The sequence below is a fragment of the Enterobacter sp. 241F3 genome, assembly GCF_034106785.1.
GTDB classification, from domain to species: Bacteria; Pseudomonadota; Gammaproteobacteria; order Enterobacterales; family Enterobacteriaceae; genus Enterobacter; species Enterobacter vonholyi.
Window position 1 is genome coordinate 121,161 of record NZ_JAWNDD010000004.1, and the last position, 26,373, is coordinate 147,533.

The following is a 26,373-nucleotide window of genomic DNA, read 5'->3' on the forward strand; positions in this document are numbered from 1 at the left end:
TTACTCCTGTTTTGCAAGGGTGGTGTCGGTTTGCGTAACGGTGACCATTTCCGCCGCGCGGTACTGCTTGTCCACGATACGCATGAAAGGTAGGTACAGCATGGCGCCAATTAGCAGGTTGATAAGCTGCATCACGCTGCCGCTCAGGTGCCCGGTAACGATAAAACCGCTGATAACGGGTGGCAGCGTCCAGGGAATAAACACCCCGGTGGTGACGGCAACCGCGCCAATCTTCATCGCTGCATACTGCACGGTAACCAGCACCAGCGGCACCAGATTGAACGGGATAAGCATGATTGGGTTCATGATCACCGGCAGGCCAAACAGGATCGGTTCGTTGATGTTAAACACTGACGCCCCGGCGCCGAGGCGCGCCACTTCCCGCATGTTTTTGCTGCGGGCGAAAATCAGCATCGCAATGACCAGCGACAGCGTGGCCCCCGCGCCGCCCATCCAGATCATGTCAAAAAACTGTTCGGTGATAATGTGCGGCGGCGTGGCGCCAGCCTGAATGGCCGCGATGTTGTCGGTCTGGTTCTCCATCCACAGCGGGCGAATGATGCCGTTAATCATCGAGCCGGAGTTAATGCCCACTGACCAGAGAATGGTGATGCTGAAGACCGTCATCAGCGCGCCAAAGTAAGAGGTACCGTAGTGGCGCACCGGCGTGGCCACTACTTCGTAAATAAACTGGTGGATAGTGTTGTAGTGGGTGTTTTCAAACACGATACGGATACCCAGCACCAGAATCATCACCAGCAGGGCCGGGATTAATGCCGCGAACGACTCCTGCACCGCCGGCGGCACGCCGTCCGGCATTTTGATGACCAGTTTTTTGCGCTTGAGCCAGCAGAACAGTTCCGTCCACAGCAGAGAACCAATCATCGCCACGAACAGCCCTTTGCTGCCAATCCACTCCACCGGAATGACGGTAATACCGCCGTTTTCCGCCACTTTGATAAAGGGCGTCAGGATGAGAAAGGCGACCAGCGCCAGGATGCCGCAGGAGATGCGATCCTCACCGTAGTGTTCCGCCAGGCGGAAGGCCACCAGGAAGCTGATGAACAGCGACATGGTGGAGAACACCGCGTTGAACGGGATTTCAATAATGGCGCTCCAGCTCTCACCAAAGGCCTGAGACATAAACTGCTGATAGGCTTGATTCGGGAATGACGAGATCACCAGCAGAACGGAGCCGACGATGATAAACGGCATGAAGGATACGTAGGCGCCGCGAATGGCCCCGAGATGACGCTGCTGGGCCGTTTTGGCCGCCAGCGGCATCAGTTTTGCTTCAAGAAATCCCAGAACATTGTTCATTGTGAACTCCGTACAAGATTGAGGGGTGTTGGTTGTGTTATGTCTGGGAATTATCAGTGAAGCGTGGCGAGCGAAAGGTGAAATCGGTCACAAAGCAATCGCTGCTGTAGTATAAATCTCATAAGATTAGTTCTGAGGACTTGCGATGGAAATTAAACTGCATGCTAATGCCACCACGACGCCGCGCATCCGTCGCTATCTTCAGCAGTCAGATAAAAGCGACAGAGAGCTTGCCGCTGAGCTGGGCATTTCGGTCACTACCGTCAGGCGCTGGCGCAACCGCGAGCAGATTTCGGACAACCACACAACGCCAAAAGTGATACACAAAGCGTTGAGACAAGAGCAGATCGCACTGGTGAATGTCCTGCGTGACGTCTCGGGAGCGCCGCTTGATGAACTGCTGCAGATTGTAAACGGCGTGCTGGGGATCCCCGTATCCCGGGCGACATTGAACCGCTACCTCAAACCGACCTCTGCGCAACAAAAAGGGGCTCCGTTGCAGGGGAAAAAGGCGCTCAAGGCAGGTATCGTGCCGCAAAAACTTCTGTTACATCATCAGCCCCTGTCTCTGCATATGGACGATGGCGGAGAACAGCATCTACTTTGGGCGCGTGAACCGGTGAGCGGCTGGTGCTACGCCCGGCTGTACGCGGGCACTTCTCCGCAGCTGCTGGCCCGCTGGGCGCACGACGCGCTGGAAGCCTGTCCGGCTGATATTCAATCTATTGAGACTTTTGGTTTCGAGGTGAAGCCAGAGGAGCGTAATACCACCGTTACGGTGCATCCGCAGCAGTACCGCGCCGTTCAGGTTGCTCAGCCGCTCTGTGAAATCATTCCACGCCTGAACAGTGAGCCGGCAGGCGAGCTGTTGATCCAGCTGTGCGAATTTTACAACCGGGGAAAAGCGCAGAAAAAGTTAGGAGAGAGTACGCCGCAGGCCTTTCTTGAAGCGCTGCGGCGTAACGATTAGAGGATCTCGAGCACGTCTTCCGGCGGACGTCCAATGCGCGCCTGGCCGTTCGCCACCACAATCGGGCGCTCAATCAGCTTTGGATTTTCAACCATCGCCTGGATCAGCTCAGCCTCGGTGAGACGGCTATCATCCAGGTTGAGCGACTTATACAGATCTTCTTTCTGACGCATCAGCTCTCTAGCACTGCCCATTCCCAGCATGCGCAGCAGCTGGCGGAGGGTTTGCGCGTCAGGTGGTGTATCAAGGTAAAGCACCACTTCCGGCTCAACGCCGTTAGACTTCAGCAGGCTCAGGGTATCGCGGCTCTTGGAGCAGCGAGGGTTGTGATAAATTTTTACGGCGTCTGTCATGACGTGAATTCTCCTTTATTACATCTTCTCGTACGGCTTAAAGCGCTGCTGCAGGCCGCGCAGCTGATCGATACGCGCGTCGTAACGGGCCTGCTGTAGGCTACCAAGCTTGACCTGCGAGCTGGCGCTGCTGAGCGCGGAAATCGCCTGATCGAGGCGGCCCACCAGGGCAAAGCCTTCGGCACGCGCCGCAAGCTCCTGATCGCGGTTGCCGAGCTGGGCTTCCGCCTGAGCGAGCAGATCCCAGCCGTTTTGATCGTCTTTATTATTAAAGGTGTAGCGGTTCAGGATAGTCGCCGCTTCACCCGGCTGGCCGCCCTGCAGATAAGCGTTCGCCAGGTTAAGCTGCAGCACCGGGTTGGTACGGACGTCTTTCGCCCCTTTCAGACGGTTAATCGCATCGGCGGTTTTCTTCTGCCCCAGATCGATATCCGTCGACAGATCGAGATACCACGGGTTGTTCGGGTCGGCAGCCAGGAGCGGTTGCAGCGCTTTACGCGCCTCGTCGTATTTGCTGGCTTCCATCGCCTGAAGCGCCTGACCATACTGCGCGGCGTTTTTCTCACGCACGTTGCCTTTCGCCAGGGTATCCAGCAGGTCACTGGTGAGCTGGTTACGCCCGGAATTGTACATTCCCAGGGTTCTCACTTTCGCCATGTAGAAATCCTGCGAAGACTGGACCACCACAGGACGCATCTGGTTTGCACGGTTACGCGCGTCCGATAGTCGGCTTTCAGGCAGCGGGTGCGTCAGCAGGATTTCCGGCGGACGGGAAGAGTAACGCGCCTGATCGAGCAGTTTTTCCAGGAAGCTCGGCATGGCCTGCGGGTCAAAGCCCGAGCGCTGCAGCACCTGAATCCCGATGCGGTCCGCTTCCTGCTCGTTTTGTTGGGTAAAGCTGATCATCCCCTGACGTGTTCCCGCCAGCGTACCGGTCAGGGCTGCCATCCCGGCCTGCGGGCTGGCCATCGCCAGCAGAATCGATCCCAGTGCACCCACCCAGGTGAGGGGAGCGTTACGTTTCTGGTCTTCCATCGCACGCGCCAGGTGACGCTGTGTGACGTGCGAAATTTCGTGCGCCATTACCGAGGCCAGCTGGCTTTCGTTGTCAGAGTAACGGAATAACGCCGAATGCAGCACCACGTTACCGCCAAAGAAGGCGAAGGCGTTGATTTCGTCATTATTGATTAAATAGAAATGGAAGGGGGTCTTTACCGAGTCGGCGTGCGCTACCAGACGCATCCCCAGCCCGTTTATGTACTGCACCAGCAAAGGGTCGTTGATCAGCGGGGCGCTGCCGCGCAGCTGGCGAACATAGTAATCCCCCATTTGCATCTCTTGCCCAATAGAGAGCGTGCTTCCTGCTGTGGTGCCCATGTCCGGCAATGAATCGGACGAGTCAGCAAAAGCGGGCAACACCTGACCGACCGTCACCGCGGCAATCAGTGTTGCAACCAGTGTTTTTCTCAATTGCCTGAACATAACCACTGTCCTGTATGTTGGATGTGCTAATTTGACCGATGAACCGGCATATCGTTCATCTCTGCTGCCCTGCGAGTGTAGCCGTGTTGTAGCATGAAGAAAATCCCATTCATCAGGGTTTTGCGGATTGCGATCGGGATACAAAAAGCGAAAGTCTTTTTTGTGACAGTTAGATACAATTCACCGTCTCACTCCCGCCATTCGATTCAGGGAAGGGTTGTATGCTCGAAATGTTAATGCAGTGGTACCGGCGTCGGTTCAGCGACCCGGAAGCCATTGCTTTGTTGGTTATTCTGGTTGCCGGGTTCGGTATTCTGTTCTTCTTCAGCGGCCTGCTCGCCCCTCTGCTGGTGGCGATTGTGCTGGCGTACCTGCTGGAGTGGCCCACGGCGCGTCTGGAACATATCGGCTGTTCCCGCCGCTGGGCGACCAGCATCGTGCTGGTGCTGTTTGTCGGCATCCTGCTGTTAATGGCTTTTGTGGTGATGCCGGTCGCCTGGCAGCAGGGAATTAACCTGATCCGCGACATGCCCGGCATGCTGAACAAGCTGTCTGATTTTGCCGCCACGCTGCCGCGCCGTTATCCGGCCCTGATGGATGCCGGAATTATCGACGCGATGGCCGAAAATATGCGCGCCCGCATCATGACGATGGGTGATTCGGTGGTGAAATACTCTCTGGCGTCCCTGGTCGGACTGCTGACGCTGGCGGTTTACCTTGTGCTCGTGCCGCTGATGGTCTTCTTCCTGGTGAAAGATAAAGATCAAATGCTCAACGCCGTGCGCCGTATTCTGCCGCGCAATCGCGGGCTGGCGGGGCAGGTCTGGGAAGAGATGAACCAGCAGATCACCAACTACATTCGCGGCAAGGTGCTGGAGATGATTGTCGTGGGGGTAGCGACCTGGATTGGCTTCCTGATTTTCGGCCTGAACTACTCGCTGCTGCTGGCGGTGCTGGTGGGGCTGTCGGTTCTGATCCCGTACATAGGCGCGTTTGTGGTGACCATTCCGGTTGTTGGGGTCGCGCTGTTCCAGTTTGGGCTGGGGACTGAGTTCTGGAGCTGCTTCGCGGTCTACCTGATTATTCAGGGCCTGGACGGTAACCTGCTGGTGCCGGTGCTGTTCTCCGAAGCGGTGAACCTGCATCCGCTGGTGATTATCTTATCCGTGGTGATTTTCGGCGGGCTGTGGGGATTCTGGGGCGTGTTCTTCGCTATTCCGCTGGCTACGCTGATTAAAGCGGTCGTCCACGCGTGGCCGGATGTGCCGGCGGTGGAAGAGAAGTAGAGGGGGGCGGCCTGATGCCCTCACCCCGACCCCTTCACACGGGGAGAGGGAGAAAACATGAAAAACGGCAACCTGGGTTGCCGTTTTGCTGTTTATCAGGCGCTTTGTTTCAGCCAGTTCAACACCACGTCGTGGTGGTTGCTGGTTTTGAAGTCGTCAAACACGTGTTCAACTTTACCGTCAGCGTCAATCAGGAAGCTGATGCGGTGGATGCCGTCGTAGGTTTTACCCATAAACGTCTTCTCGCCCCAGACGCCGAACTGCTCGCATACCTGATGATCTTCATCAGAAAGCAGCGTGAAGTTCAGCAGCTCTTTTTCAGCAAATCGTGACAGCTTTTCTGGTTTATCGGTGCTGATACCCAGCACTTCCACGCCGACTTTTTTCAACTCGTCCATGTTGTCGCGTAAGCCGCAGGCCTGTACGGTGCAGCCGGGGGTCATGGCTTTCGGGTAGAAATAGACCAGAACACGCTGTCCCTGGAAGTCGGTCAAATTTACTTGCTCGCCGTCTTGATCCGGTAAGCTAAATTTCGGTGCGATGTCACCGGCTTTCAGTGGGTTCATTACTCAACTCCATCCTGTTCGTGCTGCGAATAATTGACGACGCTTATACTGCCCTGCGCGTTTAATTCTGTACAGAGGGCTTTGAACGCTTGCTCGATATTTGACGCATCCTGTGAGGCAGGGCTGTGCGCGGTAATTTGAATAAACAGCACCGGAAGACCATGGTCATCGCTTGTCTGCGTACGGGAAACCAGTTCGGCAATATTCATCTGATGACTGTCAAAAAGCGCCGTGAAACGCTCAATCAGATGCGGAGAATCAGGCACTTCAACCTGTACCCAGACGGTAGAAGGCAGTGCTGGACGCGGACGCGCAGTGGTGCGCTTCATGACAATCAGCAAATCCAGTTCGGCCCCTTTCAGCGGCAGGGTCGATTCAATCAACGTGATGGCGTTCCATGTCCCGGAAAGTAACATAATAAATGTGAACTCTTCACCGAGCATCGCCAGACGGCTGTCTTCGATATTACAGCCGCAGCTGCTTACGTGGCGGGTGATGGTGTTCACGATACCCGGCCTGTCGGCACCCAGCGCAGTGATAACCAGGTAATGTTGTGATGAGGTTGTCAAACCTGTTCTTCCTTTGCATGGTTAAGTCTTCCTAAGGAAAGCATAAAAAAAACATGCATACAACCGCCTGAGAGCCTCAGGTCGCTTGCTTTTATTACAGTTCCAAACGTAACATTGAGGCTCTTGTTCGCACAGAGGATGGCTCATGTTCACGGGAAGTATTGTCGCGCTTGTTACACCGATGGATGAAAAAGGTAATGTCTGCCGGTCAAGCATGAAGAAGCTCATTGATTACCATGTCGCCAACGGAACCTCGGCGATCGTTTCGGTAGGGACTACCGGTGAATCCGCAACGCTGAGCCACGACGAGCACGGCGATGTGGTGATGCTGACCCTGGAACTGGCTGACGGACGTATTCCGGTCATCGCGGGCACAGGGGCTAATGCAACCGCAGAAGCTATCAGCCTGACCAAACGTTTTAACGACAGCGGCATCGTTGGCTGTCTGACGGTGACTCCTTACTACAACCGTCCTACTCAGGAAGGTTTGTTCCAGCACTTCAAAGCCATCGCTGAACATACTGACTTGCCACAAATTCTGTATAATGTGCCGTCCCGTACTGGTTGCGATATGCTGCCGGAAACCGTTGGTCGTCTCTCGGAAGTAAAAAATATTATCGGTATTAAAGAGGCGACAGGGAACTTAAGCCGCGTTCATCAGATCAAAGAGCTGGTTTCAGACGACTTTATCCTGTTGAGTGGTGATGATGCGACCGCGCTGGACTTTATGCAGCTCGGTGGCCATGGCGTGATCTCCGTAACGGCAAACGTTGCGGCGCGCGACATGGCTGAAATGTGCAAACTGGCCGCAGCAGGTCATTTTGATGAAGCGCGCGTCATTAATCAGCGTCTGATGCCGCTGCACAATAAATTATTTGTCGAACCCAATCCGATCCCAGTGAAATGGGCATGCAAGGAGTTGGGTCTTGTAGCAACCGATACGCTGCGTCTGCCAATGACACCGATCACCGACCACGGTCGTGATATCGTCAGGGCTGCGCTGAAGCATGCCGGTTTGCTGTAGAGTTTAGGGAGATTTGATGGCTTATTCAGTACAGAAGTCGCGCCTGGCGAAGGTTGCGAGTGTTTCGCTTGTTATGCTGCTCGCTGCCTGTAGTTCAGACTCGCGCTACAAGCGCCAGGTGAGCGGTGATGAATCCTATCTGGATGCGACCCCGCTTGCTGAACTTCACGCACCGGCTGGTATGATCCTGCCGATTCAGAACGGCGATTATAATATTCCCGTGACCAACGGCAGCGGCCTGGTCGGTAAAGCGCTTGATATTCGTCCGCCAGCACAGCCTCTGGCGCTGGTTAGCGGGGCGCGTACCCAGTTCACCGGTGATACGGCGTCTCTGATGGTTGAGAGCGCGCGCGGTAGCAATCTTTGGCCGCAGGTTGTCAGCGTCATTCAGTCGAAGAACTACACCATCGATAAACGCGATGACGCCAGCCAGACGTTAACCACCGACTGGATCGAATGGAACCGTCTGGATGAAGACCAGCAGTACCGCGGTCGCTATCAAGTCTCCGTTAAACCACAGGGTTATCAGCAGGCGGTCAACGTTAAGCTGTTGAACCTGGAGCAGGCGGGTAAACCGGTTGCGGATGCCGCGTCCCTGCAGCGTTACAGTACCGAAATGTTGAACGTGATTGCCGCAGGTCTGGATAAGACCGCTACCGATGCCGCCAACGCTGCGCAGAGCCGTAACGGTGTGACCTTCGATGTTCAGAGCGGCGCGGATGATACCGGCCTGCCAATGCTGGTAGTGCGTGCACCGTTTAACCAGACCTGGCAACGTCTGCCAGCGACGCTGGAAAAAGTGGGCATGAAAGTGACCGACAGCACGCGTTCAACCGGCAGCATGACGGCAACCTATAAGCCGCTCTCCGACAGCGCGTGGCAGGAACTGGGCGCGAAAGATCCACAGCTTGCCTCCGGTGACTATAAGATTCAGGTAGGCGACCTGGATAACCGCAGCAGTCTGCAGTTTATCGATCCAAAAGGTCACACGCTGACCCAGTCGCAGAACGATGCGCTGGTCGCTGTCTTCCAGGCAGCATTCAGCAAATAAATACGAGGGCTGGTGAATCCAGCCCTTTTTATTTTAGTGCCACGCAAACGTGTGCGTGGCATAATATCCCCAGTTTTGAACACAAATCATCACACCAGGAGTAATGAAGATGCAGAAGCAAGCTGAGTTGTATCGTGGCAAAGCGAAGACCGTATACAGCACGGAAAACCCGGATCTGTTGGTGCTCGAGTTCCGCAATGATACGTCAGCAGGGGATGGCGCACGCATTGAGCAGTTCGATCGTAAAGGCATGGTGAACAACAAGTTCAACCACTTCATTATGACCAAACTGGCCGAAGCGGGTATCCCGACCCAGATGGAAGCGTTGCTGTCCGATACGGAATGTCTGGTGAAAAAACTGGATATGGTTCCGGTTGAGTGCGTTATTCGTAACCGTGCGGCGGGCTCCCTGGTGAAGCGTCTCGGCATTGAAGAAGGTATCGAACTGAATCCACCGCTGTTCGACCTGTTCCTGAAAAACGATGCCATGCACGATCCGATGGTCAATGATTCCTACTGCGAAACCTTCGGCTGGGTGAACAAAGAGAACCTGGCGCGCATGAAAGAGCTGACCTACAAAGCCAACGACGTGCTGAAAAAACTGTTTGATGACGCGGGCCTGATCCTCGTCGACTTCAAGCTGGAGTTTGGTCTGTTCAAAGGCGAAGTGGTGCTGGGCGATGAGTTCTCACCAGACGGTAGCCGCCTGTGGGATAAAGAAACGCTGGATAAAATGGACAAAGACCGTTTCCGTCAGAGCCTGGGTGGCCTGATTGAAGCGTACGAAGCGGTTGCTCACCGTTTAGGCGTTAAGCTCGACTAACTCCCTCACTTGCCAAAGGATGTTCGCATCCTTTGGCGTCTTACCTTTGTTTCCTATGGTAATCTTGCCGTTAACCGCCTACGATCATAGCTATTATAAATGGAATAGTTAGAGGTGGTTATGCGCTGGCAAGGGCGTCGTGAAAGTGACAATGTAGAAGACAGACGCAGTGATGGCGGCGGCGGTCCTTCAATGGGGGGACCCGGCTTCCGGTTACCCAGCGGTAAGGGCGGCATCATCCTGCTGATTGTGGTTTTAGTCGCGGGTTATTACGGCGTTGACCTCACAGGGTTGATGACCGGTCAGCCGCTGCAACAGCAGCAATCTCAGAACTCCATCAGCCCGAATGAAGATGAAGCGGCCAAATTTACCTCCGTTATCCTCGCCACAACGGAAGACACCTGGGGTCAGCTGTTTGAGAAGATGGGGCGTACCTACCAGCAGCCGAAGCTGGTGATGTACCGCGGCGCCACCCGCACCGGATGCGGAACCGGACAGTCCGTGATGGGCCCGTTCTACTGCCCGGCAGACGGCACCGTCTATATCGATCTCTCCTTTTACGATGACATGAAACGCAAGCTTGGCGCTGGCGGTGATTTTGCCCAGGGCTACGTGATCGCGCATGAAGTCGGCCATCACGTGCAAAAGCTGCTGGGGATTGAGCCTAAGGTGCGCCAGCTGCAGCAAAATGCCTCGCAGGCAGAAGTTAACCGACTGTCCGTCAAAATGGAGCTGCAGGCGGACTGCTTCGCGGGCGTCTGGGGCCACAGCATGCAGCAGCAGGGCGTTCTGGAATCCGGCGATCTTGAGGAGGCGTTAAACGCCGCTCAGGCTATCGGTGACGACCGTCTTCAGCAGCAGAGCCAGGGGCGCGTCGTGCCGGACAGCTTCACTCACGGTACCTCACAGCAGCGCTACAGCTGGTTCAAACGCGGCTTCGACAGCGGCGACCCGGCGCAGTGTAATACCTTCGGCAAAGCGATGTAATGCTGGCGTTTGAACAGCTGATACGCGAGCTTGAGCGCACCGGCCATCGTCGGCTGGTGGTGCTCAGCGGCGAGGTACAGTGGACGTTAACCCAGGCGCTTGCCCTGCGTGCCGCCTTGCCCGGAGACTGGGTAAGGCTTGACGAACATCCTTCAAAAGCCATCAGCGGCCTGCTGGGACGCGAGTTTCGGCATGCTGTTTTTGACGCCAGCGCCGGGTTTGATGTCGCCGCGTTTGCCGCCCTGAGCGGAACGCTGAGCGCCGGAAGCCTTCTGGTGCTACGGGTTCCGCCACTCGACGCGTGGGCCGGGTTGCCAGACAGCGATTCACTGCGCTGGAGCGACAGCGCGGAAGCAATAGCCACGCCGCATTTTGTCCACCATTTCTCCCGGACGATTGCAGCCGATCCCGACGCGATTGTCTGGCTTCAGGGCCGCGCGTTATCCCTTCCGCCTTTACCCGACGCGCCAGACTGGCAGCCTGCCAGCGGCGCCCCGCAGCGCGAACAGGCTGAGATCCTGGATGTGCTGCAGGGGATGTCGGGTGGCATCGTGGCCGTCACCGCCGCGCGTGGGCGCGGAAAATCAGCCCTGGCAGGAATGTTGCTGAGCCGCATTGCTGGCAGCGCCGTGGTTACCGCGCCGTCGAAGGGGGCAACGGATATCATCGCCCGCTTTGCCGGAGAGCGTTTTCATTTTATGGCCCCGGACGCGCTGCTTGCCTCTTCACGCCAGGCAGACTGGCTGATTGTTGATGAAGCCGCTGCGATCCCCGGACCTCTGCTGGAAAAGCTAGTTGCCCGTTTCCCCCGCGTGCTGTTAACCACCACGGTGCAGGGCTATGAAGGGACGGGCCGGGGATTTTTGCTTAAATTCTGCGGTCGGTTTGCCGGGCTGCAGCGCTACAGCTTATCTACACCTGTGCGCTGGGCGGCGGGCTGCCCGCTTGAGCGGATCGTCGCCAGCGCGCTGCTGTTTGACGATACGCTGATCGACCGTCGCCCGGAAGGAGAGGTGCATTTAACGTCTCTGGCGCCGACGGCATGGGAAAGCCGCCCGGCGCTTGCCGCGAGCGTGTATGAGCTCCTCTGCGCGGCGCATTACCGCACCTCGCCGCTCGATTTGCGCCGCATGATGGACGCGCCCGGGCAGCAGTTTGCCGTTGCCGAAACGAACCCGGTTATCGCCGGGGCGCTATGGCTGGTGGAGGAGGGCGGGCTGTCCCCTGAGCTTAGCCGTGCCGTGTGGGCGGGGTTCCGGCGTCCGCGCGGGAACCTGGTGGCGCAGTCTCTGGCGGCACACGGCGGCTCTCCGCTGGCGGCGACGCTCAGAGGACGGCGGGTGACCCGCATTGCCGTGCACCCTCGCCGTCAGCGGGAAGGGATTGGCCAGGCGCTTGTTCGCAGCGCCTGCGGCGAAGATTATCTGTCGGTGAGCTTTGGTTACACCGATGAACTTTGGCATTTCTGGCAGCAGTGCGGCTTTGTGCTGGTGCGGATGGGCAGCCATCGTGAAGCCAGCAGCGGCTGCTACACGGCGATGGCGCTGCTGCCGCTTAGCGAGGCAGGGCGTCGGCTGTGCGCGCAGGAACATCAGCGTTTGTGCCGGGATATGCGCGTCCTGTCTGCCTGGAACGGTGAAAAGATCCCCGTGGAAGACCGATGGGAAGCTACCCTTAATAGTGACGACTGGCTGGAGCTGGCGGGGTTTGCTTTTGCACACCGTGCGTTTTCAACCTCGGTTGCCGCGCTGACGCGGCTGCTGTTAGCCGTAGACATGCCGCTTCCGGCCCTGCGAGGGAAAATGGCAGGAAAAACGGAAGACGTCGGGCGAAAAGCGTTGCTGGCAAAGCTGCGCAGTGAAACCGCGCAAGCGCTTGAAAGCCTTGATTATCCCCGCAGCCATCAGTTGAAAGAAGACATTTTGCAATGGCAATTTTTTCAATGACTTCTTCAGTAAAGTGGCATGGTCATTCACGTCGGGAGGCGTAGAATCCAGGTCATCTATTAAGGAGACCACCATGAAACACGATCATTTTGTTGTTCAAAGCCCTGACAAACCGGCTAAACAGTTACTGCTTCTGTTTCATGGGGTTGGCGATAATGCCGTCAATATGGGGCAGATTGGCAGCTGGTTTGCACCCGTTTTCCCCGAAGCGCTGATTGTCAGCATCGGTGGCGTAGAGCCATGCGGCCCGAACGGGCGCCAGTGGTTCTCGGTTCAGGGCGTGACGGAAGAGAACCGTCAGGCGCGCATTGACGCCATCATGCCGACCTTTATCGACGTTGTCCGCTACTGGCAGCAGCAGAGCGGCGTGGGTGCCGAGGCGACCGCGCTGATTGGCTTCTCGCAGGGGTCAATCATGTCGCTGGAAAGCGTAAAGGCGCACCCGGGTCTGGTGTCACGGGTGATTGCGTTTAACGGCCGTTTTGCGACGTTACCGACTAGCGCAACCACGCAAACCACGATCCACTTAATCCACGGCGGTGAAGACCGGGTGATTGAGCTCTCGCATGCGGTTGACGCACAGGAAGCGCTGATTCGTGAGAGGGGGGATGTGACGCTGGATATCGTTGACGATCTGGGCCACGCGATTGACGACCGCAGCATGCAGTTCGCGCTCGATCGTTTGCGCTATACCGTGCCGAAGCACTACTTTGATGAAGCGCTCAGCGGCGGCAAACCGGATAACGATGATATTGTTGAGTTTATGTGAGGTTATCCCCTCTCCACAGGAGAGGGGATACGGACCGGTTACTTCTTCTGGTCTTTCTTCGGCCAGTCGTCGTCATCGTCCCACTTGTCGTTGAAATCACGGTGCGGGGGAAGATCCGGTTTGTTGGCGAGAAATTTTTTATGGTCCACGCGCTTAAGGTCTTTAATCACGTTAAGCAGTACGCCGACCAGAAAAACCAACACCAGAACCCACCAGTACTTTGAAAGCCAATCCATTCGCTATTCCTCTCAGAGCGTTCGTCAGGCGACGATTTGCTCCATAATACGTTGATACATACGGGCCAGCAGTTGTAAATCTGCCGCATTGACACACTCATTTATTTTATGAATGGTTGCGTTCACTGGCCCCAGTTCGACAACCTGAGCACCCATACGGGCGATAAAACGTCCGTCTGAGGTACCACCCGTTGTCAGCAGCTGTGGCTTAATTTCATTATAGTGCTCGATGGCGTTCACCACCGCATCCACCAGTTTGCCACGCTGCGTCAGGAACGGCTGGCCGGAAAGCCACCACTCCACGGTGTAGCGCAGCTGATATTTTTCCAGCAGGGCGATAACGCGCGCCTTGATCATCTCATCGGTCAGTTCCGTGCTGAAGCGGAAGTTGAACTGGACGAAATAATCCCCCGGGATCACGTTATTGCTGCCGGTCCCGGCCTTGACGTTCGCAATCTGCATGCTGGTCGGCGGGAAGAACTCGTTGCCCTTATCCCACTCAATCGCCACCAGCTCGCTCAGCATTGGCGCGGCGCGGTGGACCGGGTTATCGGCCAGATGCGGATACGCAACGTGCCCCTGAACGCCGTGAATGGTCAGGTTACAGGTCAGCGAGCCACGGCGTCCGTTTTTGACGACGTCACCCACCACTTCGGTGCTGGACGGCTCACCGACCAGGCAGTAGTCGAGACGCTCGTTGCGTGCCATCAGCGCTTCAACAACCTTCACGGTACCGTTGTGCGCGCTGGCTTCTTCGTCGGAGGTTACCAAAAACGCGAGACGGTTTTTGTGGTTGGGATGCTGCGCCACAAAGCGCTCTGCCGCCACGACCATCGCCGCCAGAGAACCTTTCATGTCTGCCGCGCCGCGACCAAACAGCATGCCGTCGCGAATGGTCGGTTCAAACGGCGGGTTAATCCAGCGGTCCGCGTCACCGGCGGGAACGACGTCAGTATGCCCGGCGAAGGCCAGCGTTTCGCCCTGTCCGCGCCACGCCCAGAAGTTCTGGGTATCGCCAAAATCCATGCGTTCAACGGTAAAACCGATGGCACGCAGGCGTTCAATCATAAGAGCCTGACAACCTGCGTCGTCCGGGCTAAGGGAAGGACGGCGAATAAGCTGCTGAGTCAGCTCAATGACCGGGCATGACATAAACTACACCTCAACGAAAAAAGTCGGAATAAAGGGTTTCACTGAAACCCAGCAGCATAGGCTGCCCTGGCGCGCAGAGCAATGGGCGTTTGATAATTGCCGGCATCTCGAGCATCAGTTTTGCCGCGCTGTCGGCATCGGTGATGCTGGCTCGCAGAGATTCGTCCAGTTTACGCCAGGTGGTGCCGCGGGTGTTCAGCAGAGCTTCCCAGCCCAGTTCGCTGATAGCGCTATGCAGAAATTCTGCATCAAGCCCATCGGCGCGGTAATCGTGGAAGCGGTACTCCACGCCGTTCGCTTCCAGCCATCGACGGGCTTTTTTGATGGTGTCGCAATTTTTAATGCCGTACATCACAACCATGGTGAATCCTTTTGACCTTATGATGATTAAATGTTCAGTAAATTCGAAGATATATCCTTAAGTGGAATATAACACATTAAGGAATCGTCTGGATTTACACTTTATATTAATTCAACTCACATCTGTACGCTGAATATTCTTTCACCGTTTAAGCATAGATGTCCATAAACTTTAAAAACCCAATAAAGTCAGCAAATAAAATAAAACTCACCCGTTCGTAGGGTTATTTCAAAATATTGCTGGCCGTCACAAAAAATTGAGGTCTCACCGTTCATATTTATCATAAATCCCCGCAGGACGTGGGGTACAATCACAGCAATTGGTTAAATAGTCTTCACAATGATGGCCCGTTTTTGTAGAATGCGCATAATAATAAGAGAGGTAGTTATGATTGAACGTGAACTGGGGAACTGGAAAGATTTTATCGAAGGCATGCTTCGTAAATGACATTCAGTAAGAATTGCAAGAGCACTAAAATAAGTAAAATAACCATAGTGTGAATTAATCACACAGTAAAAAGGCGGCCGATAAAGCCGCCTTTTTTTATTTCAATCACTTACTCAGCACGTTCCTTTAGCGGGAAGCGACGACGCACCAGCACAAAGAACAGCGGAACGAAATAAATGGCCAGGATGGTGGCCGAAATCATGCCGCCCATGACCCCCGTCCCGACGGCATGCTGGCTGCTGGAGCCTGCTCCCGTACTGGTTGCCATCGGCAGTACGCCAAAGACAAACGCCAGTGACGTCATCAGGATCGGGCGCAGGCGCTGACGGCAGGCGTGCAGCGTGGCCGCCATCAGCTCGTGGCCTTTGGCATTCATCTCGTTGGCAAACTCAACGATCAGAATGGCGTTTTTCGCCGACAGCCCAATCACGGTGAGCAGACCCACCTGGAAGTAAACATCGTTCTCCAGACCGCGCATCCAGGTCGCGAGCAGGGCACCAATGACGCCAAGGGGCACGACCAGCATGACGGAGAACGGGACCGACCAGCTTTCATACAGGGCGGCAAGGCAGAGGAAGACCACCAGCAGAGAAAGTGCGTAAAGTGCGGGAGCCTGCGCCCCGGAGAGGCGCTCCTGGTAAGACATGGCCGTCCACTCCAGACCAAAGCCGGCGGGCAGCTGTTGCACAAGTTTTTCCATAGTGTCCATGGCGGTACCGGTGCTGACGCCCGGCGCGGCTTCCCCGACGATTTCAACCGCAGAGTAGCCGTTATAGCGCTCCAGGCGTGGCGAACCGCTCTCCCAGTGCGAAGTCGCAAAGGCAGAAAACGGCACCATGCCGCCAGCGTTATTCCTCACAAACCAGCGGTTAATATCATCCGGCAGCATGCGGAACGGCGCGGCGGACTGGACATAGACTTTTTTCACGCGACCACGATCCATAAAGTCATTCACATAGCTCGAGCCCCACGCCGTTTGCAGGGTATCGTTGATATCGTTGATCGACACGCCCAGCGCCTGCGCCTTACGCTGATCGATATCTACCTGAAGCTGCGGGCTGTCATCCAGACCGTTATGGCGAACGCGGGTCAGGCCGGGATCGTTGCCCGCCAGCGCTAACAGCTTATCGCGTGCCGCCATCAGCGCCGTGTGTCCCGCACCGGCGTGATCCTGCAGCTCCATGTCAAACCCGGCGGAACTGCCAAGGCCGCTGATTGCCGGCGGGCTGCTGGCAAAGACGCGCGCCTCTTTGATGTGCGCGAAGGCTTTGGTCGCGCGTTCAATGATGGCAAATGATGTTCCCGTTCTGGTATCGCGCTCGTCCCAGTCCTTCAGGCGGACGAACATGCGGGCGACGTTCTGCCCGTTCCCGCCCGGCCCGGAACCGACGGTAGAGAAGACGGATACGACGTTATCTTTCTCTTTAGTAAAGAAATACTGCTCCACTTTCTGGACCACTTTCAGCGTCTGCTGCTGCGTTGCGCCGCTCGGCAGCTGCACCGAGGTGGTGAACATCCCCCGGTCTTCCATCGGCAGGAACGAGGTGGGCAGGTGCAGGAACAGCCACACCATCCCGCCCAGCAGCACGACGTAAACCATCATCCAGCGCAGGCTGCGGTGGAGTACACGCCCAACGGCAGATTCATATCGCGCGGCGTTGCGGTCGAACATGCGGTTAAACCAGCCGAAGAACCCTTTCTGCCCGTGATGCTCCCCTTTATGCAGCGGTTTCAGCAGGGTGGCGCACAGCGCGGGGGTGAGGATCAGCGCGACCAGCACGGAGAGCACCATCGCCGAGACGATGGTGATCGAGAACTGGCGATAAATCGCCCCGGTGGTGCCGCCAAAGAAGGCCATCGGGATAAAGACAGCCGACAGTACCATCGCGATACCGACTAGCGCCCCCTGAATTTGACCCATGGATTTACGCGTCGCCTGGCGCGGAGAGAGCCCTTCTTCGCTCATGATGCGCTCGACGTTTTCAACCACTACGATGGCATCATCCACCAGCAGGCCGATTGCCAGCACCATGGCAAACATCGTCAGGGTATTAATGCTATACCCGAACGCGTAAAGCACCGCAAAGGTCCCAAGCAGCACCACGGGGACTGCAATGGTGGGGATCAGCGTCGCGCGGAAATTTTGCAGGAACAGGTACATGACCAGGAACACCAGCGCGATGGCTTCCAGCAGGGTCTTCACCACGTCCTCAATGGAGGCTTTAACGAAGGAGGTGGTTTCATAGGCGACTTTGTACTCCAGCCCGTGCGGGAAATACTGTGAAAGCTCGTCCAGACGGTCTAACACCAGTTTTGCCGTCGCCATTTCGTTCGCGCCGGAGGCCAGTTTAATCCCCAAACCGGAAGCCTGATTGCCGTTAAAGCGGCTAAGGTAGTCGTATTTTTCGGCCCCCATTTCCACCGTGGCGACATCGCCCAGACGCACTTCCGACCCGTCCTGATTCACGCGCAGGGTGATGTTGCGGAACTGGTCCGGCGTCTGCAGCAGGGATTGCGAATTGATGGTGGCGTTCAGGGCTTGCTTATCAACGGAAGGTGTTCCCCCCAGCTGTCCCACCGCAATCTGGGCGTTCTGGGCTTTGATGGCATTCGTCACGTCGGTCGCCGTCATCTGATAGCTGTTGAGCTTGTTGGGATCGAGCCAGATGCGCATGGAGTATTGTGAGCCGTAGGCGTCAATATCCCCGACGCCGTTAATACGGCTGATGGGATCCTGAATATTACTGGCGACGTAGTCCGCGATGTCCTGTTTATCCATTGAGCCATCTGTCGAGACAAACGCGATGGTCAATATGTTGGTATCACCGGTTTTACGCACGGTTACGCCCTGGTTCTGCACCGCCTGGGGCAGCTTGCGCATGGCCGACTGCAGCTGGTTTTGGACCTGCTGCACCGCTTCGTCCGGGTCGGTGCCCGCCTTGAAGCTCAGGGTCACCGTCGCCTGTCCCGTGGCGCTACTTTGCGAGGACATGTACATCAGGTTATCCAGACCCGTCATGTTCTGCTCGATAACCTGCGTGACGGTATTTTCCAGCGTCTGTGCCGACGCGCCGGGGTAGTTTGCGGTGACGCGCACGTTCGGCGGTGCCAGGTCGGGGTATTGCTCAACGGGAAGTGAAGTAATCGCCAGGACGCCTGTCAGACACAACAGGATGGCAAGCACCCAGGCAAAAATGGGGCGATCGATGAAAAAATTCGCCATGAAAGTGTGACCTCGTTTTGCTGCACGTCATTATTGTTTATTGCCCGCATAACTTTAGCGGTAAGGCCCAGGTCAAACGTGGAGAAATAAAGGAGATAATGTAAATTATCATGCGCTTTTCCCTGCGCTTCCCTCTTTACCGTTATTTACCCGTTAACGGCGTGGGCGCCGGAAACGTCACGCTGACCAGTGTGCCGCCGTTTTGCGGCTGCGAGAAGTGCAGCATCCCGCCGAGCCGTTGCGCGCGTTCGCGCATAATATTCAGGCCGTAATGTCCCGGCGGCTCGCTGGCCTCGCCAATCCCAATACCGTTGTCACGAATGCTGACGCTGTGCGTCCCGTCCACTGAGGTCACGCAGCTTACGGTGATCTCGCTGGCCTGCGCGTGCTTAATGGCATTCAACACCGCCTCACGCACGATCTGTAACAGGTGCACCTGCTTTTGCGCGTCGAGCGCCAGCGAGGAGAGGCGGCAGTCGAGATGCAGTTTCGCCTGCGTCTGGCTCTGCAGCACGTCGAGGGACTCCTGCAGCGCCGCGGGTAAGTTCGCGTGGTTCAGCGTCAGGCGGAAGGTGGTCAGCAACTCGCGCAGCTGCTGCCAGGCATTGTTCAGCTCGCGGGAGAAGTCGGTGATGATGGTCTGCGCCGGGGTATTTTCCTCGGGCACGGCGCGTTTGAGCAGCGCAAGCTGAATGCGTAGATACGACAGCACCTGCGCCAGCGAATCGTGCAGCTCGCGGGCAATGGTGGCGCGCTCTTCCATCAGCAGCAGCTGCTGGTAATGCTTTTGCGCCTGGTTAAAGTACAGTCCGCGCCCGAGCATAGTCGCCACGCTTCTCATCAGCGGAAGGGGGACGCTGTCCGCCTCGCTTTGCCAGCGCAGCTCGCCGTAGAGCGTGTCCTGCATCAGTACCGGCAGGTTTTGCAGAGGGATACCCTCAGCCTCCGTCCCTTCACACAGCCGCCAGTCGTCGCTGGTGCGCAGTTCCAGATAATTCATCTGCGTATAGTCATGGACAATCTGCAGGATATGCCGGAAGCAGTGGCTGTCTATCTGGCCGGTATTCAGCGCCTGAGAGCACTTAAACAACATGTCGAGCTGCTGGTGGGCTTCATGCAAATGTCGCGTCTTTTCCGCGACCGAGGCTTCGAGAGAACGGTAGAGCGTATCCAGCTCGGCTGACATGTGGTTAAAGGCGCGCGAAAGCTGGCCCAGCTCGTTCGGCAGGGCGCTATCCGGCGCAGGCGTGGCAAACTCGCCGCGCTCAATGCGTTCGCTGGCCGCTACCAGGTTATTCAGCGGTAGCACCACCTGGCGGCGGATGCGTCGCAGGGTAAACAGCGTCAGCAGCAGGATCCCGAGTGCGCCAGCCAGCGAGAGCAGGGTGACCGTCTGAATTTTATGTTCAGTGTAGTGCTGCAGGGCGAGCACAAAGGCATCAATGCGGCCGACAAAATCTTCAATATTGCGTTGATACCACGCGCTGTCGCCGCGGGCGATGCGCGCATCCATCTCCTGCCAGGCCACATGCAGCTGCTGATAGCGTGCTTTAACATTGTCGGGGACGTACCAGCGGTTCAGCTTTTGCAGGGCAGGCGCGCCGAGCGTCTGTTGCCAGCTCTCGCGATGTGCCGCAAGAGAAGGGCTGTTGCGCTGCATCTCGTAACCCATGCGATAGCTCTGCATGCGCAGCGAACCGGCGATATTGATGGCTTCGGCATCACGCTGGCTGCTTGCCAGCGTCAGCAGCGCGACGGTGCTGGTCAGCACGGACAGGGCTATGATCGAAAAGAAAGCCCAGGCAAGGCTTCCGGAAACGGGTCGTTTAACGGTCACAGAACGGCTCTCTGAATAAAATTGATCTGCCACAGGTTCACTGGAAATAATTGGGCGCTTCAGGCATTTGAAAGTTGCCCGATCGCACCGTGATGCGTAAATACCATACTCTTATAAAGAGAAAGGTTATTGAACCAAAAACAGGTGTGGTTATGAATCGTTTTATTATGGCTAACAGCCAGCAGTGCATTGGGTGTCACGCCTGCGAAGTGGCCTGCGTGATGGCGCACAACGATGAGCAGCATGTCCTGAGCGAGCGCCATTTTCATCCGCGTATCACGGTCCTGAGAGCTGGCGAGAAGAGCCGCCCCGTGACCTGTCATCATTGCGAAAACGCGCCCTGCGCGCAAAGCTGCCCGAACGGCGCCATCAGCAAATGCGATGACAGCGTACAGGTGAATCAACAAAAATGCATCGGCTGTAAGGCCTGCGTGGTGGCCTGCCCGTTTGGCACGATGGAGATTATCGTCACCCCGCTCGACAACGGCAGCGTGAAGGCTTCGGCGAATAAATGCGATCTCTGCCTGACGCGTCCACACGGCCCGGCCTGTATCGAAAATTGCCCGGCGGATGTCCTCTCCCTGGCGACGTCTGCCGTGCTGGACAATCTGACGAAATCACGCCGACAGCGCACGGCCTGCCTGGAGGCGCAGCCCTGGCATGCGGAGGTCGTCGGCGTGGACGCGCCGCGTACCAAACTGCAGCAGATGCAGGCGACGGTGCCACGCGGCGAGCCCGACAAGCTGGCTGCCGCAGAACGCGTGGGCCATTTTAACGAAATTTACCTGCCGTTCCGGGCCGAACAGGCCGTTCGCGAGGCGTCGCGCTGCCTGAAATGCGGAGAGCACAGCATTTGCGAGTGGACCTGCCCGCTGCACAACCACATTCCGCAGTGGATCGAGCGCCTCAACGCGGGAGATATCGCCGGCGCGGCCGAGCTTTCTCATCAGACTAACTGTTTACCTGAAATTACCGGCCGCGTCTGCCCGCAGGATCGATTATGCGAGGGTGCCTGCACAATACGTGAAGAGGCAGGATCCGTGACCATCGGCAACATCGAGCGCTATATCTCCGATCGGGCGCTGGCGATGGGCTGGCGGCCGGATATGTCCGCCGTCACGCCGTCAGGTAAACGCGTCGCGATCGTCGGCGCGGGGCCTGCCGGGCTGGCGTGCGCCGACGTGCTGGCGCGCCGCGGCGTGAGCGTGACGGTCTATGACCGGCACCCGGAAATTGGCGGATTGCTGACCTTTGGCATCCCGGCGTTCAAGCTGGACAAATCGCTGCTCGCGCGGCGCAGAGAGATATTTACCGCGATGGGGATCCGCTTTGAGCTTAACTGCGAGGTGGGCCAGGACGTGTCGATGTCGCAGTTAAAGCACGATTACGACGCCCTGTTTATTGGCGTGGGAACCTATCGCTCGATGAAGGCGGGTATCCCACATGAAGACGCGCCAGGGGTCTACGACGCGCTGCCTTTCCTGGTGGGCAACACGCGCCATGTTATGGGGCTGGAGGCAACGGCCAGCGAACCATACATCGACACCCATGGCTTAAACGTGGTGGTGCTTGGTGGGGGCGATACCGCGATGGACTGCGTCCGAACCGCGTTACGCCACGGTGCGGCGAAGGTGACCTGCGCCTATCGTCGGGATGAGGCCAACATGCCGGGCTCGAAGAAAGAGGTGAAGAACGCCAGAGAAGAGGGGGCGGCGTTTGAATTTAACGTCCAGCCGGTTGAGCTGACGCTGGATCCGAACGGAAAGGTCAACGGTATCCGGATGCTGCGTACCGAGCTCGGAGAGTCGGATGCGCAGGGACGGCGGCGACCGGTTCCGGTGGCGGGCAGCGAGTTTGTGATGGCCGCGGATGCGGTCATCATGGCGTTTGGTTTTAACCCGCACGCGATGCCGTGGCTGCAAGCGCAGGGTGTCGAAACGGATGACAGGGGGCGGATCGTGGCCTCGGTCGAGAGCCGTTACCGTTACCAGACGACCAACCCGCAGATCTTCGCCGGGGGCGATGCGGTACGCGGCGCGGATCTGGTGGTGACCGCAATGGCGGAAGGACGCCATGCCGCGCAAGGGATCCTCGACTGGCTTGGGGTTAACGCGCCAAAACATCATTAAACCGGCGGGCGACAAAGCGGGATTCACGGCGTAGTATAGGACGACTCATTGTGCTGTGGAGCCCGTATGACCCTGAAAATTGACGTTATCAAAGACAAAATTCTTTCTGAAAACTACTTTGTCCTGCGTAACATCACCTATGATCTTACACGTAGCAACGGTGAGGTTATCCGCCACAAACGCGAGGTCTACGACCGCGGCAACGGAGCGACCATTCTGCTCTATAACCGTGACAAGCAGAGCGTAGTGCTAATCCGTCAGTTCAGGGTGGCGACATGGGTTAATGGCAACCCTGATGGACGTTTGATTGAAACCTGCGCGGGCCTGCTTGATGACGATGAGCCGGAAGTTTGTATCCGCAAAGAGGCCGTGGAAGAAACCGGCTTCGAAGTGGGCGAGGTCAAAAAGGTCTTCGAGCTGTTTATGTCGCCGGGCGGCGTAACGGAAATTGTGCATTTCTTCATTGCCGAATACAGCGACGCCCAGCGCACGCACCGGGGCGGTGGCGTAGAGGATGAAGATATTGAAGTGCTGGAGCTTCCTTTTACCCGGGCGCTGGAGATGATGCGTTCAGGCGAAATCAGGGATGGTAAAGCGGTGATATTACTGCAGTATTTACAGACAACCGGGCTGATGAACACCACTTTCGAACGGATATAGCCTGTTTTTCGGGTATATCTGATAAATCCGATTGAGCAACCCCGGCGGGAACACGAAGATACTGCCCAGTTAAGCGTTTTCGTTCCGGGATTGTGTCATTCATGCGCTACAGCGTCTTTTTGTTTTACCTGTTTTGTGTGCTCCTCGCGCCGCAGGTGCGGGCTGCACCGGCGCAGCAAGCCTTCTCTGACTGGCAGGTAACCTGCAATAACCAGAATTTTTGCCTTGCACGCAACACGGGTGAACACCGTGGTCTGGTCATGACGCTCACCCGTAGCGCCGGGGCGAAAACGGATGCCACGCTGCGTATCGATCTTGGCAGTCTTGATACACCCTCGATCAAAGAGCCAGAGATTGCCCCCCGGCTGCTGCTGGATAGCGTTCCTCTGAAGCTGGACAAACAGCGCTGGCAGCTCACGCCATGGCATCTGAAAACGGACGATGCGGCCACCATCACCGCCTTTCTGAAAAATATCCAGGAAGGGAAGGCCCTGACTCTGCGCGGCGGTAAGCAGGTCATTTCACTGACCGGGCTTAAGGCCGCGCTACTGTTCATTGATGCGCAGCAAAAGCGCGTCGGCAGCGAAACCGCGTGGATCAAGAAAGGTGACGATCCGCCGTTAAGCGTTCCGCCTGCACCCGCCTTAAAAAAGGTGGCGGTCGTCAATCCGACCCCGACGCCACTCTCCCACGCCGAACTGAACGACCTGCTGGACTATGGCACCGGCAGGATGAACAGCAGCCAGTGCTCGCTGGATCCTAACCGCCGGGAAGTGCGCGTCACCGCGTTAACCGATGAGAAAGCGCTGCTGATCGTCAGCTGCGAGGCGGGGGCCTATAACACGGTCGATCTGGCGTGGCTGGTATCACGTAAAAAACCGTTCACCGCACGCAGCGTCAGGCTGCGTCTGCCGTTTACGCCGTCAGGCGACGGGAGCGAAATGGAGTTGATGAATGCCAGCTTCGATGAAAAGACGCGCGAGCTGACAACGCTGGCGCTGGGGCGCGGTTTGGGCGATTGCGGAGTCCAGACGCGCTGGCGTTTTGACGGACAGCGATTCCGCCTGGTGCGCTACGCCGAGGAGCCCAGCTGTGATAACTGGAACGGGCCAGATGCCTGGCCCACGCTGTGGATCACGCGCTAGTTTTGCCCGGTAAGCGTAGCGCCACCGGGCACGCAGACCGCGCTACAGCACGCTTAACGCCTTCTCAACCACGTTCTCAACGGTAAAGCCGAAGTACGGGAACAGCTTGTCGGCAGGGGCGGACTCACCGTAGCCCCTCATTCCGACAATCGCCCCTTTCAGACCCACATATTTGTACCAGTAGTCGGCAATACCGGCTTCCACCGCCACGCGCGCTGCGACGTTTGAGGGCAGTACCGATTCGCGGTACGCCTCGTCCTGGGCATCGAAAATATCCGTAGAAGGCAGGGACACCACGCGCACCGCGTGGCCTTCGGCGGTCAGTTTCTCCGCCGCTTTCACCGTGATTTCCACCTCGGAGCCGGTGGCAATCAGGATCACGTCCGGCTTGCCGCCGCTGTCTTTCAGGATATAGCCGCCGCGAGCGATGTTTTTCACCTGCTCCGGGGTACGCTCAATCTGCGCCAGGTTCTGGCGCGACAGAATTAATGCCGTTGGGCCGTTGTGGCGTTCTACCGCCAGCTTCCAGCCCACCGCAGCTTCGACCTGATCGCAGGGACGCCACGTGCTGAAGTTCGGCGTCAGGCGCAGGCTCGCCAGCTGTTCAACCGCCTGGTGGGTGGGGCCGTCTTCTCCCAGACCGATGGAGTCGTGGGTATAGACCATAATCTGCCGCGCCTTCATCAGCGCTGCCATGCGCGCCGCGTTACGGGCGTACTCGACGAACATCAGGAAGGTGGCGGTGTAGGGCACGAAGCCGCCGTGGTGGGCGATGCCGTTGGCAATCGCGGTCATCCCGAACTCGCGCACGCCGTAGTGGATATAGTTCCCGGCAATGTCCTCCTTCAGCGATTTCGAGCCCGACCAGATGGTCAGGTTACTCGGCGCCAGATCCGCCGAGCCGCCCAGCAGCTCAGGCAGGAGAGGGCCGATTGCGTTCAGGGTATTTTGCGACGCCTTACGGGTGGCGATTTTCGCCGGGTTGGACTGCAGGTTTTCAATCAGCGCCTGGGTTTTATCGTCCCAGTCTTCCGGCAGACCGCCGCTCATGCGGCGGGAAAACTCGGCCGCCAGTTCAGGATGCGCTTTTTTGTAGGCGGCAAATTTATCGTTCCATGCGTGCTGCGCTTTCTCACCCTCTTCGCGTGCATCCCATGCCCGGTAGATCTCTTTCGGGATCTCAAACGGCGGATGTTTCCAGCCCAGCTTCTGCCGGGTCAGCGCCACTTCCTCCTCGCCCAGCGCCGCGCCGTGCGCCTCTTCTTTACCCGCCTTGTTCGGCGAGCCGAAGCCGATCGTGGTGCGGCAGATAATCAGGGACGGTTTGTCCTTCACGCTTTGCGCTTCCTGAATCGCTTTTTTCACCGCCTCAGGGTCGTGACCGTCGATTTCATGCACCACGTGCCAGTGGTAGGCTTCGAAGCGTTTTGCCGTGTCGTCGGTAAACCAGCCTTCGGTTTCCCCGTCGATGGAGATGCCGTTGTGATCGTAGAACCCGATCAGCTTGCCGAGCCCCAGCGTGCCCGCCAGGGAGCAGACCTCATGGGAGATCCCCTCCATCAGACAGCCGTCACCCATAAACACGTAGGTGTAGTGATCGACAATCTCGTGGTCCGGCTGGTTGAACTGCGCCGCCAGCGTGCGTTCGGCAATCGCCAGCCCGACCGCATTTGCCAGCCCCTGGCCGAGCGGCCCGGTGGTGGTTTCCACGCCCGGCGTATAGCCGATCTCAGGGTGTCCCGGCGTTTTGGAGTGCAGCTGGCGGAAGTTTTTTAGCTCCTCAAGCGGCAGATCGTAGCCGGAAAGGTGCAGCAGGCTGTAGAGCAGCATTGAGGCGTGACCGTTGGAGAGAATAAAGCGGTCGCGATCGTACCAGGTGGGGTCATTGGGGTTGTGCTTCAGAAAGTCGTTCCACAGTACTTCGGCTATATCAGCCATGCCCATCGGCGCGCCGGGGTGGCCGGAATTGGCTTTCTGCACGGCATCCATGCTGAGGGCGCGGATGGCATTGGCTAGCTCTTTACGGGACATAGTTCA

At 57.2% G+C, this 26,373-nt stretch carries 23 protein-coding genes; 12 read left to right on the plus strand and 11 right to left on the minus strand.

Translation table 11 applies throughout. The features are described 5' to 3' along the window. Complete coding sequence (gene celB / locus UR504_RS13300) at window positions 1–1,320, minus strand: PTS cellobiose transporter subunit IIC (RefSeq protein WP_115875973.1); 1,320 nt, start codon at window positions 1,318–1,320, stop codon at window positions 1–3. A gap of 145 nt (window positions 1,321–1,465) precedes the next feature. Between celB and UR504_RS13305 the strand changes: the two genes are divergently transcribed. Beyond that, window positions 1,466–2,290, plus strand: a complete 825-nt coding sequence (locus UR504_RS13305; protein WP_115875972.1) for a helix-turn-helix domain-containing protein — start codon at window positions 1,466–1,468, stop codon at window positions 2,288–2,290. On the opposite strand, the gene arsC is transcribed toward UR504_RS13305, so the two are convergent. Together arsC and bepA are read right to left on the minus strand one after the other, a co-directional pair. Further along, entirely contained in the window at window positions 2,287–2,643 is a 357-nt protein-coding gene (gene arsC, locus UR504_RS13310) for an arsenate reductase (glutaredoxin) (protein WP_127731910.1), read from the minus strand. The two genes, UR504_RS13305 and arsC, sit on opposite strands and share 4 nt — an antisense overlap. A gap of 18 nt (window positions 2,644–2,661) precedes the next feature. After that, window positions 2,662–4,125, minus strand: coding sequence for a beta-barrel assembly-enhancing protease (gene bepA, locus UR504_RS13315; RefSeq protein ID WP_111965181.1), 1,464 nt, complete (start codon window positions 4,123–4,125; stop codon window positions 2,662–2,664). A 221-nt stretch (window positions 4,126–4,346) separates the two neighbouring features. Between bepA and UR504_RS13320 the strand changes: the two genes are divergently transcribed. Next, window positions 4,347–5,411, plus strand: coding sequence for an AI-2E family transporter (locus tag UR504_RS13320; protein WP_033146172.1), 1,065 nt, complete (start codon window positions 4,347–4,349; stop codon window positions 5,409–5,411). 95 nt (window positions 5,412–5,506) lie between these two features. Here the strand turns inward: UR504_RS13320 and bcp are convergent, their stop codons facing one another. Both bcp and UR504_RS13330 read right to left on the minus strand, forming a co-directional pair. Then, window positions 5,507–5,977 (minus strand): thioredoxin-dependent thiol peroxidase, encoded by a 471-nt coding sequence (gene bcp, locus UR504_RS13325; protein WP_014171119.1) that lies wholly within the window; start codon window positions 5,975–5,977, stop codon window positions 5,507–5,509. Next, the gene (locus UR504_RS13330; RefSeq protein ID WP_023308758.1) at window positions 5,977–6,546 is read right to left on the minus strand and encodes a glycine cleavage system transcriptional repressor; all 570 of its coding nucleotides are present in this window, start codon (window positions 6,544–6,546) and stop codon (window positions 5,977–5,979) included. Before UR504_RS13330 ends, bcp begins: the two co-directional genes overlap by 1 nt. 145 nt (window positions 6,547–6,691) lie before the next feature. On the opposite strand from UR504_RS13330, the gene dapA reads away from it, so the two are divergent. The 6 genes from dapA to ypfH all read left to right on the plus strand — a co-directional run bounded on the left by dapA (window position 6,692) and on the right by ypfH (window position 13,146). Then, window positions 6,692–7,570, plus strand: coding sequence for a 4-hydroxy-tetrahydrodipicolinate synthase (gene dapA, locus UR504_RS13335; RefSeq protein WP_008501633.1), 879 nt, complete (start codon window positions 6,692–6,694; stop codon window positions 7,568–7,570). 16 nt (window positions 7,571–7,586) lie between these two features. Then, the gene (gene bamC, locus UR504_RS13340) at window positions 7,587–8,621 is read left to right on the plus strand and encodes an outer membrane protein assembly factor BamC (protein WP_111965182.1); all 1,035 of its coding nucleotides are present in this window, start codon (window positions 7,587–7,589) and stop codon (window positions 8,619–8,621) included. 109 nt (window positions 8,622–8,730) lie between these two features. Further along, window positions 8,731–9,444 (plus strand): phosphoribosylaminoimidazolesuccinocarboxamide synthase, encoded by a 714-nt coding sequence (gene purC / locus UR504_RS13345; protein WP_008501631.1) that lies wholly within the window; start codon window positions 8,731–8,733, stop codon window positions 9,442–9,444. Window positions 9,445–9,564: 120 nt separating this feature from the next. Beyond that, entirely contained in the window at window positions 9,565–10,431 is an 867-nt protein-coding gene (locus UR504_RS13350) for a neutral zinc metallopeptidase (RefSeq protein ID WP_302236090.1), read from the plus strand. After that, entirely contained in the window at window positions 10,431–12,377 is a 1,947-nt protein-coding gene (locus UR504_RS13355; RefSeq protein WP_302236088.1) for a tRNA(Met) cytidine acetyltransferase TmcA, read from the plus strand. The genes UR504_RS13350 and UR504_RS13355 overlap by 1 nt, the downstream gene beginning before the upstream one ends. A 73-nt stretch (window positions 12,378–12,450) precedes the next feature. Then, window positions 12,451–13,146, plus strand: coding sequence for an esterase (gene ypfH, locus UR504_RS13360; RefSeq protein WP_320739779.1), 696 nt, complete (start codon window positions 12,451–12,453; stop codon window positions 13,144–13,146). A 38-nt stretch (window positions 13,147–13,184) separates the two neighbouring features. Here the strand turns inward: ypfH and UR504_RS13365 are convergent, their stop codons facing one another. The 3 genes from UR504_RS13365 to UR504_RS13375 are packed head-to-tail and all read right to left on the minus strand — an operon-like array spanning window position 13,185 to window position 14,895. Next, window positions 13,185–13,382 carry a YpfN family protein gene (locus UR504_RS13365; RefSeq protein ID WP_008501627.1) on the minus strand — a complete coding sequence of 66 codons (198 nt, stop codon included), beginning with the start codon at window positions 13,380–13,382 and terminating at the stop codon, window positions 13,185–13,187. Between the two features lie 24 nt (window positions 13,383–13,406). Further along, the gene (gene dapE, locus UR504_RS13370; protein ID WP_104950382.1) at window positions 13,407–14,534 is read right to left on the minus strand and encodes a succinyl-diaminopimelate desuccinylase; all 1,128 of its coding nucleotides are present in this window, start codon (window positions 14,532–14,534) and stop codon (window positions 13,407–13,409) included. Between the two features lie 10 nt (window positions 14,535–14,544). Then, entirely contained in the window at window positions 14,545–14,895 is a 351-nt protein-coding gene (locus tag UR504_RS13375) for an ArsC family reductase (RefSeq protein WP_302236078.1), read from the minus strand. 387 nt (window positions 14,896–15,282) lie between these two features. Between UR504_RS13375 and ypfM the strand changes: the two genes are divergently transcribed. Next, the gene (ypfM, locus tag UR504_RS13380; protein ID WP_015572204.1) at window positions 15,283–15,342 is read left to right on the plus strand and encodes a protein YpfM; all 60 of its coding nucleotides are present in this window, start codon (window positions 15,283–15,285) and stop codon (window positions 15,340–15,342) included. Window positions 15,343–15,451: 109 nt separating this feature from the next. On the opposite strand, the gene acrD is transcribed toward ypfM, so the two are convergent. Further along, window positions 15,452–18,565 carry a multidrug efflux RND transporter permease AcrD gene (gene acrD / locus UR504_RS13385; protein WP_127731904.1) on the minus strand — a complete coding sequence of 1,038 codons (3,114 nt, stop codon included), beginning with the start codon at window positions 18,563–18,565 and terminating at the stop codon, window positions 15,452–15,454. A 142-nt stretch (window positions 18,566–18,707) separates the two neighbouring features. Beyond that, entirely contained in the window at window positions 18,708–20,402 is a 1,695-nt protein-coding gene (narQ, locus tag UR504_RS13390) for a nitrate/nitrite two-component system sensor histidine kinase NarQ (RefSeq protein WP_271368377.1), read from the minus strand. Between the two features lie 152 nt (window positions 20,403–20,554). Here narQ and aegA point away from each other — a divergent pair, with 152 nt between their 5' ends. The 3 genes from aegA to UR504_RS13405 all read left to right on the plus strand — a co-directional run bounded on the left by aegA (window position 20,555) and on the right by UR504_RS13405 (window position 24,336). Further along, window positions 20,555–22,531, plus strand: coding sequence for a formate-dependent uric acid utilization protein AegA (gene aegA, locus UR504_RS13395; RefSeq protein WP_302236071.1), 1,977 nt, complete (start codon window positions 20,555–20,557; stop codon window positions 22,529–22,531). 66 nt (window positions 22,532–22,597) lie between these two features. After that, a complete protein-coding gene (gene nudK / locus UR504_RS13400) occupies window positions 22,598–23,191 on the plus strand; it encodes a GDP-mannose pyrophosphatase NudK (protein WP_302236068.1) in 594 nt (197 codons plus the stop codon). A 101-nt stretch (window positions 23,192–23,292) separates the two neighbouring features. Continuing rightward, window positions 23,293–24,336 (plus strand): DUF1176 domain-containing protein, encoded by a 1,044-nt coding sequence (locus UR504_RS13405; RefSeq protein ID WP_302236066.1) that lies wholly within the window; start codon window positions 23,293–23,295, stop codon window positions 24,334–24,336. Window positions 24,337–24,378: 42 nt separating this feature from the next. Here the strand turns inward: UR504_RS13405 and tkt are convergent, their stop codons facing one another. Further along, window positions 24,379–26,367, minus strand: a complete 1,989-nt coding sequence (tkt, locus tag UR504_RS13410) for a transketolase (protein ID WP_111965193.1) — start codon at window positions 26,365–26,367, stop codon at window positions 24,379–24,381. Window positions 26,368–26,373: the final 6 nt, after the last annotated feature.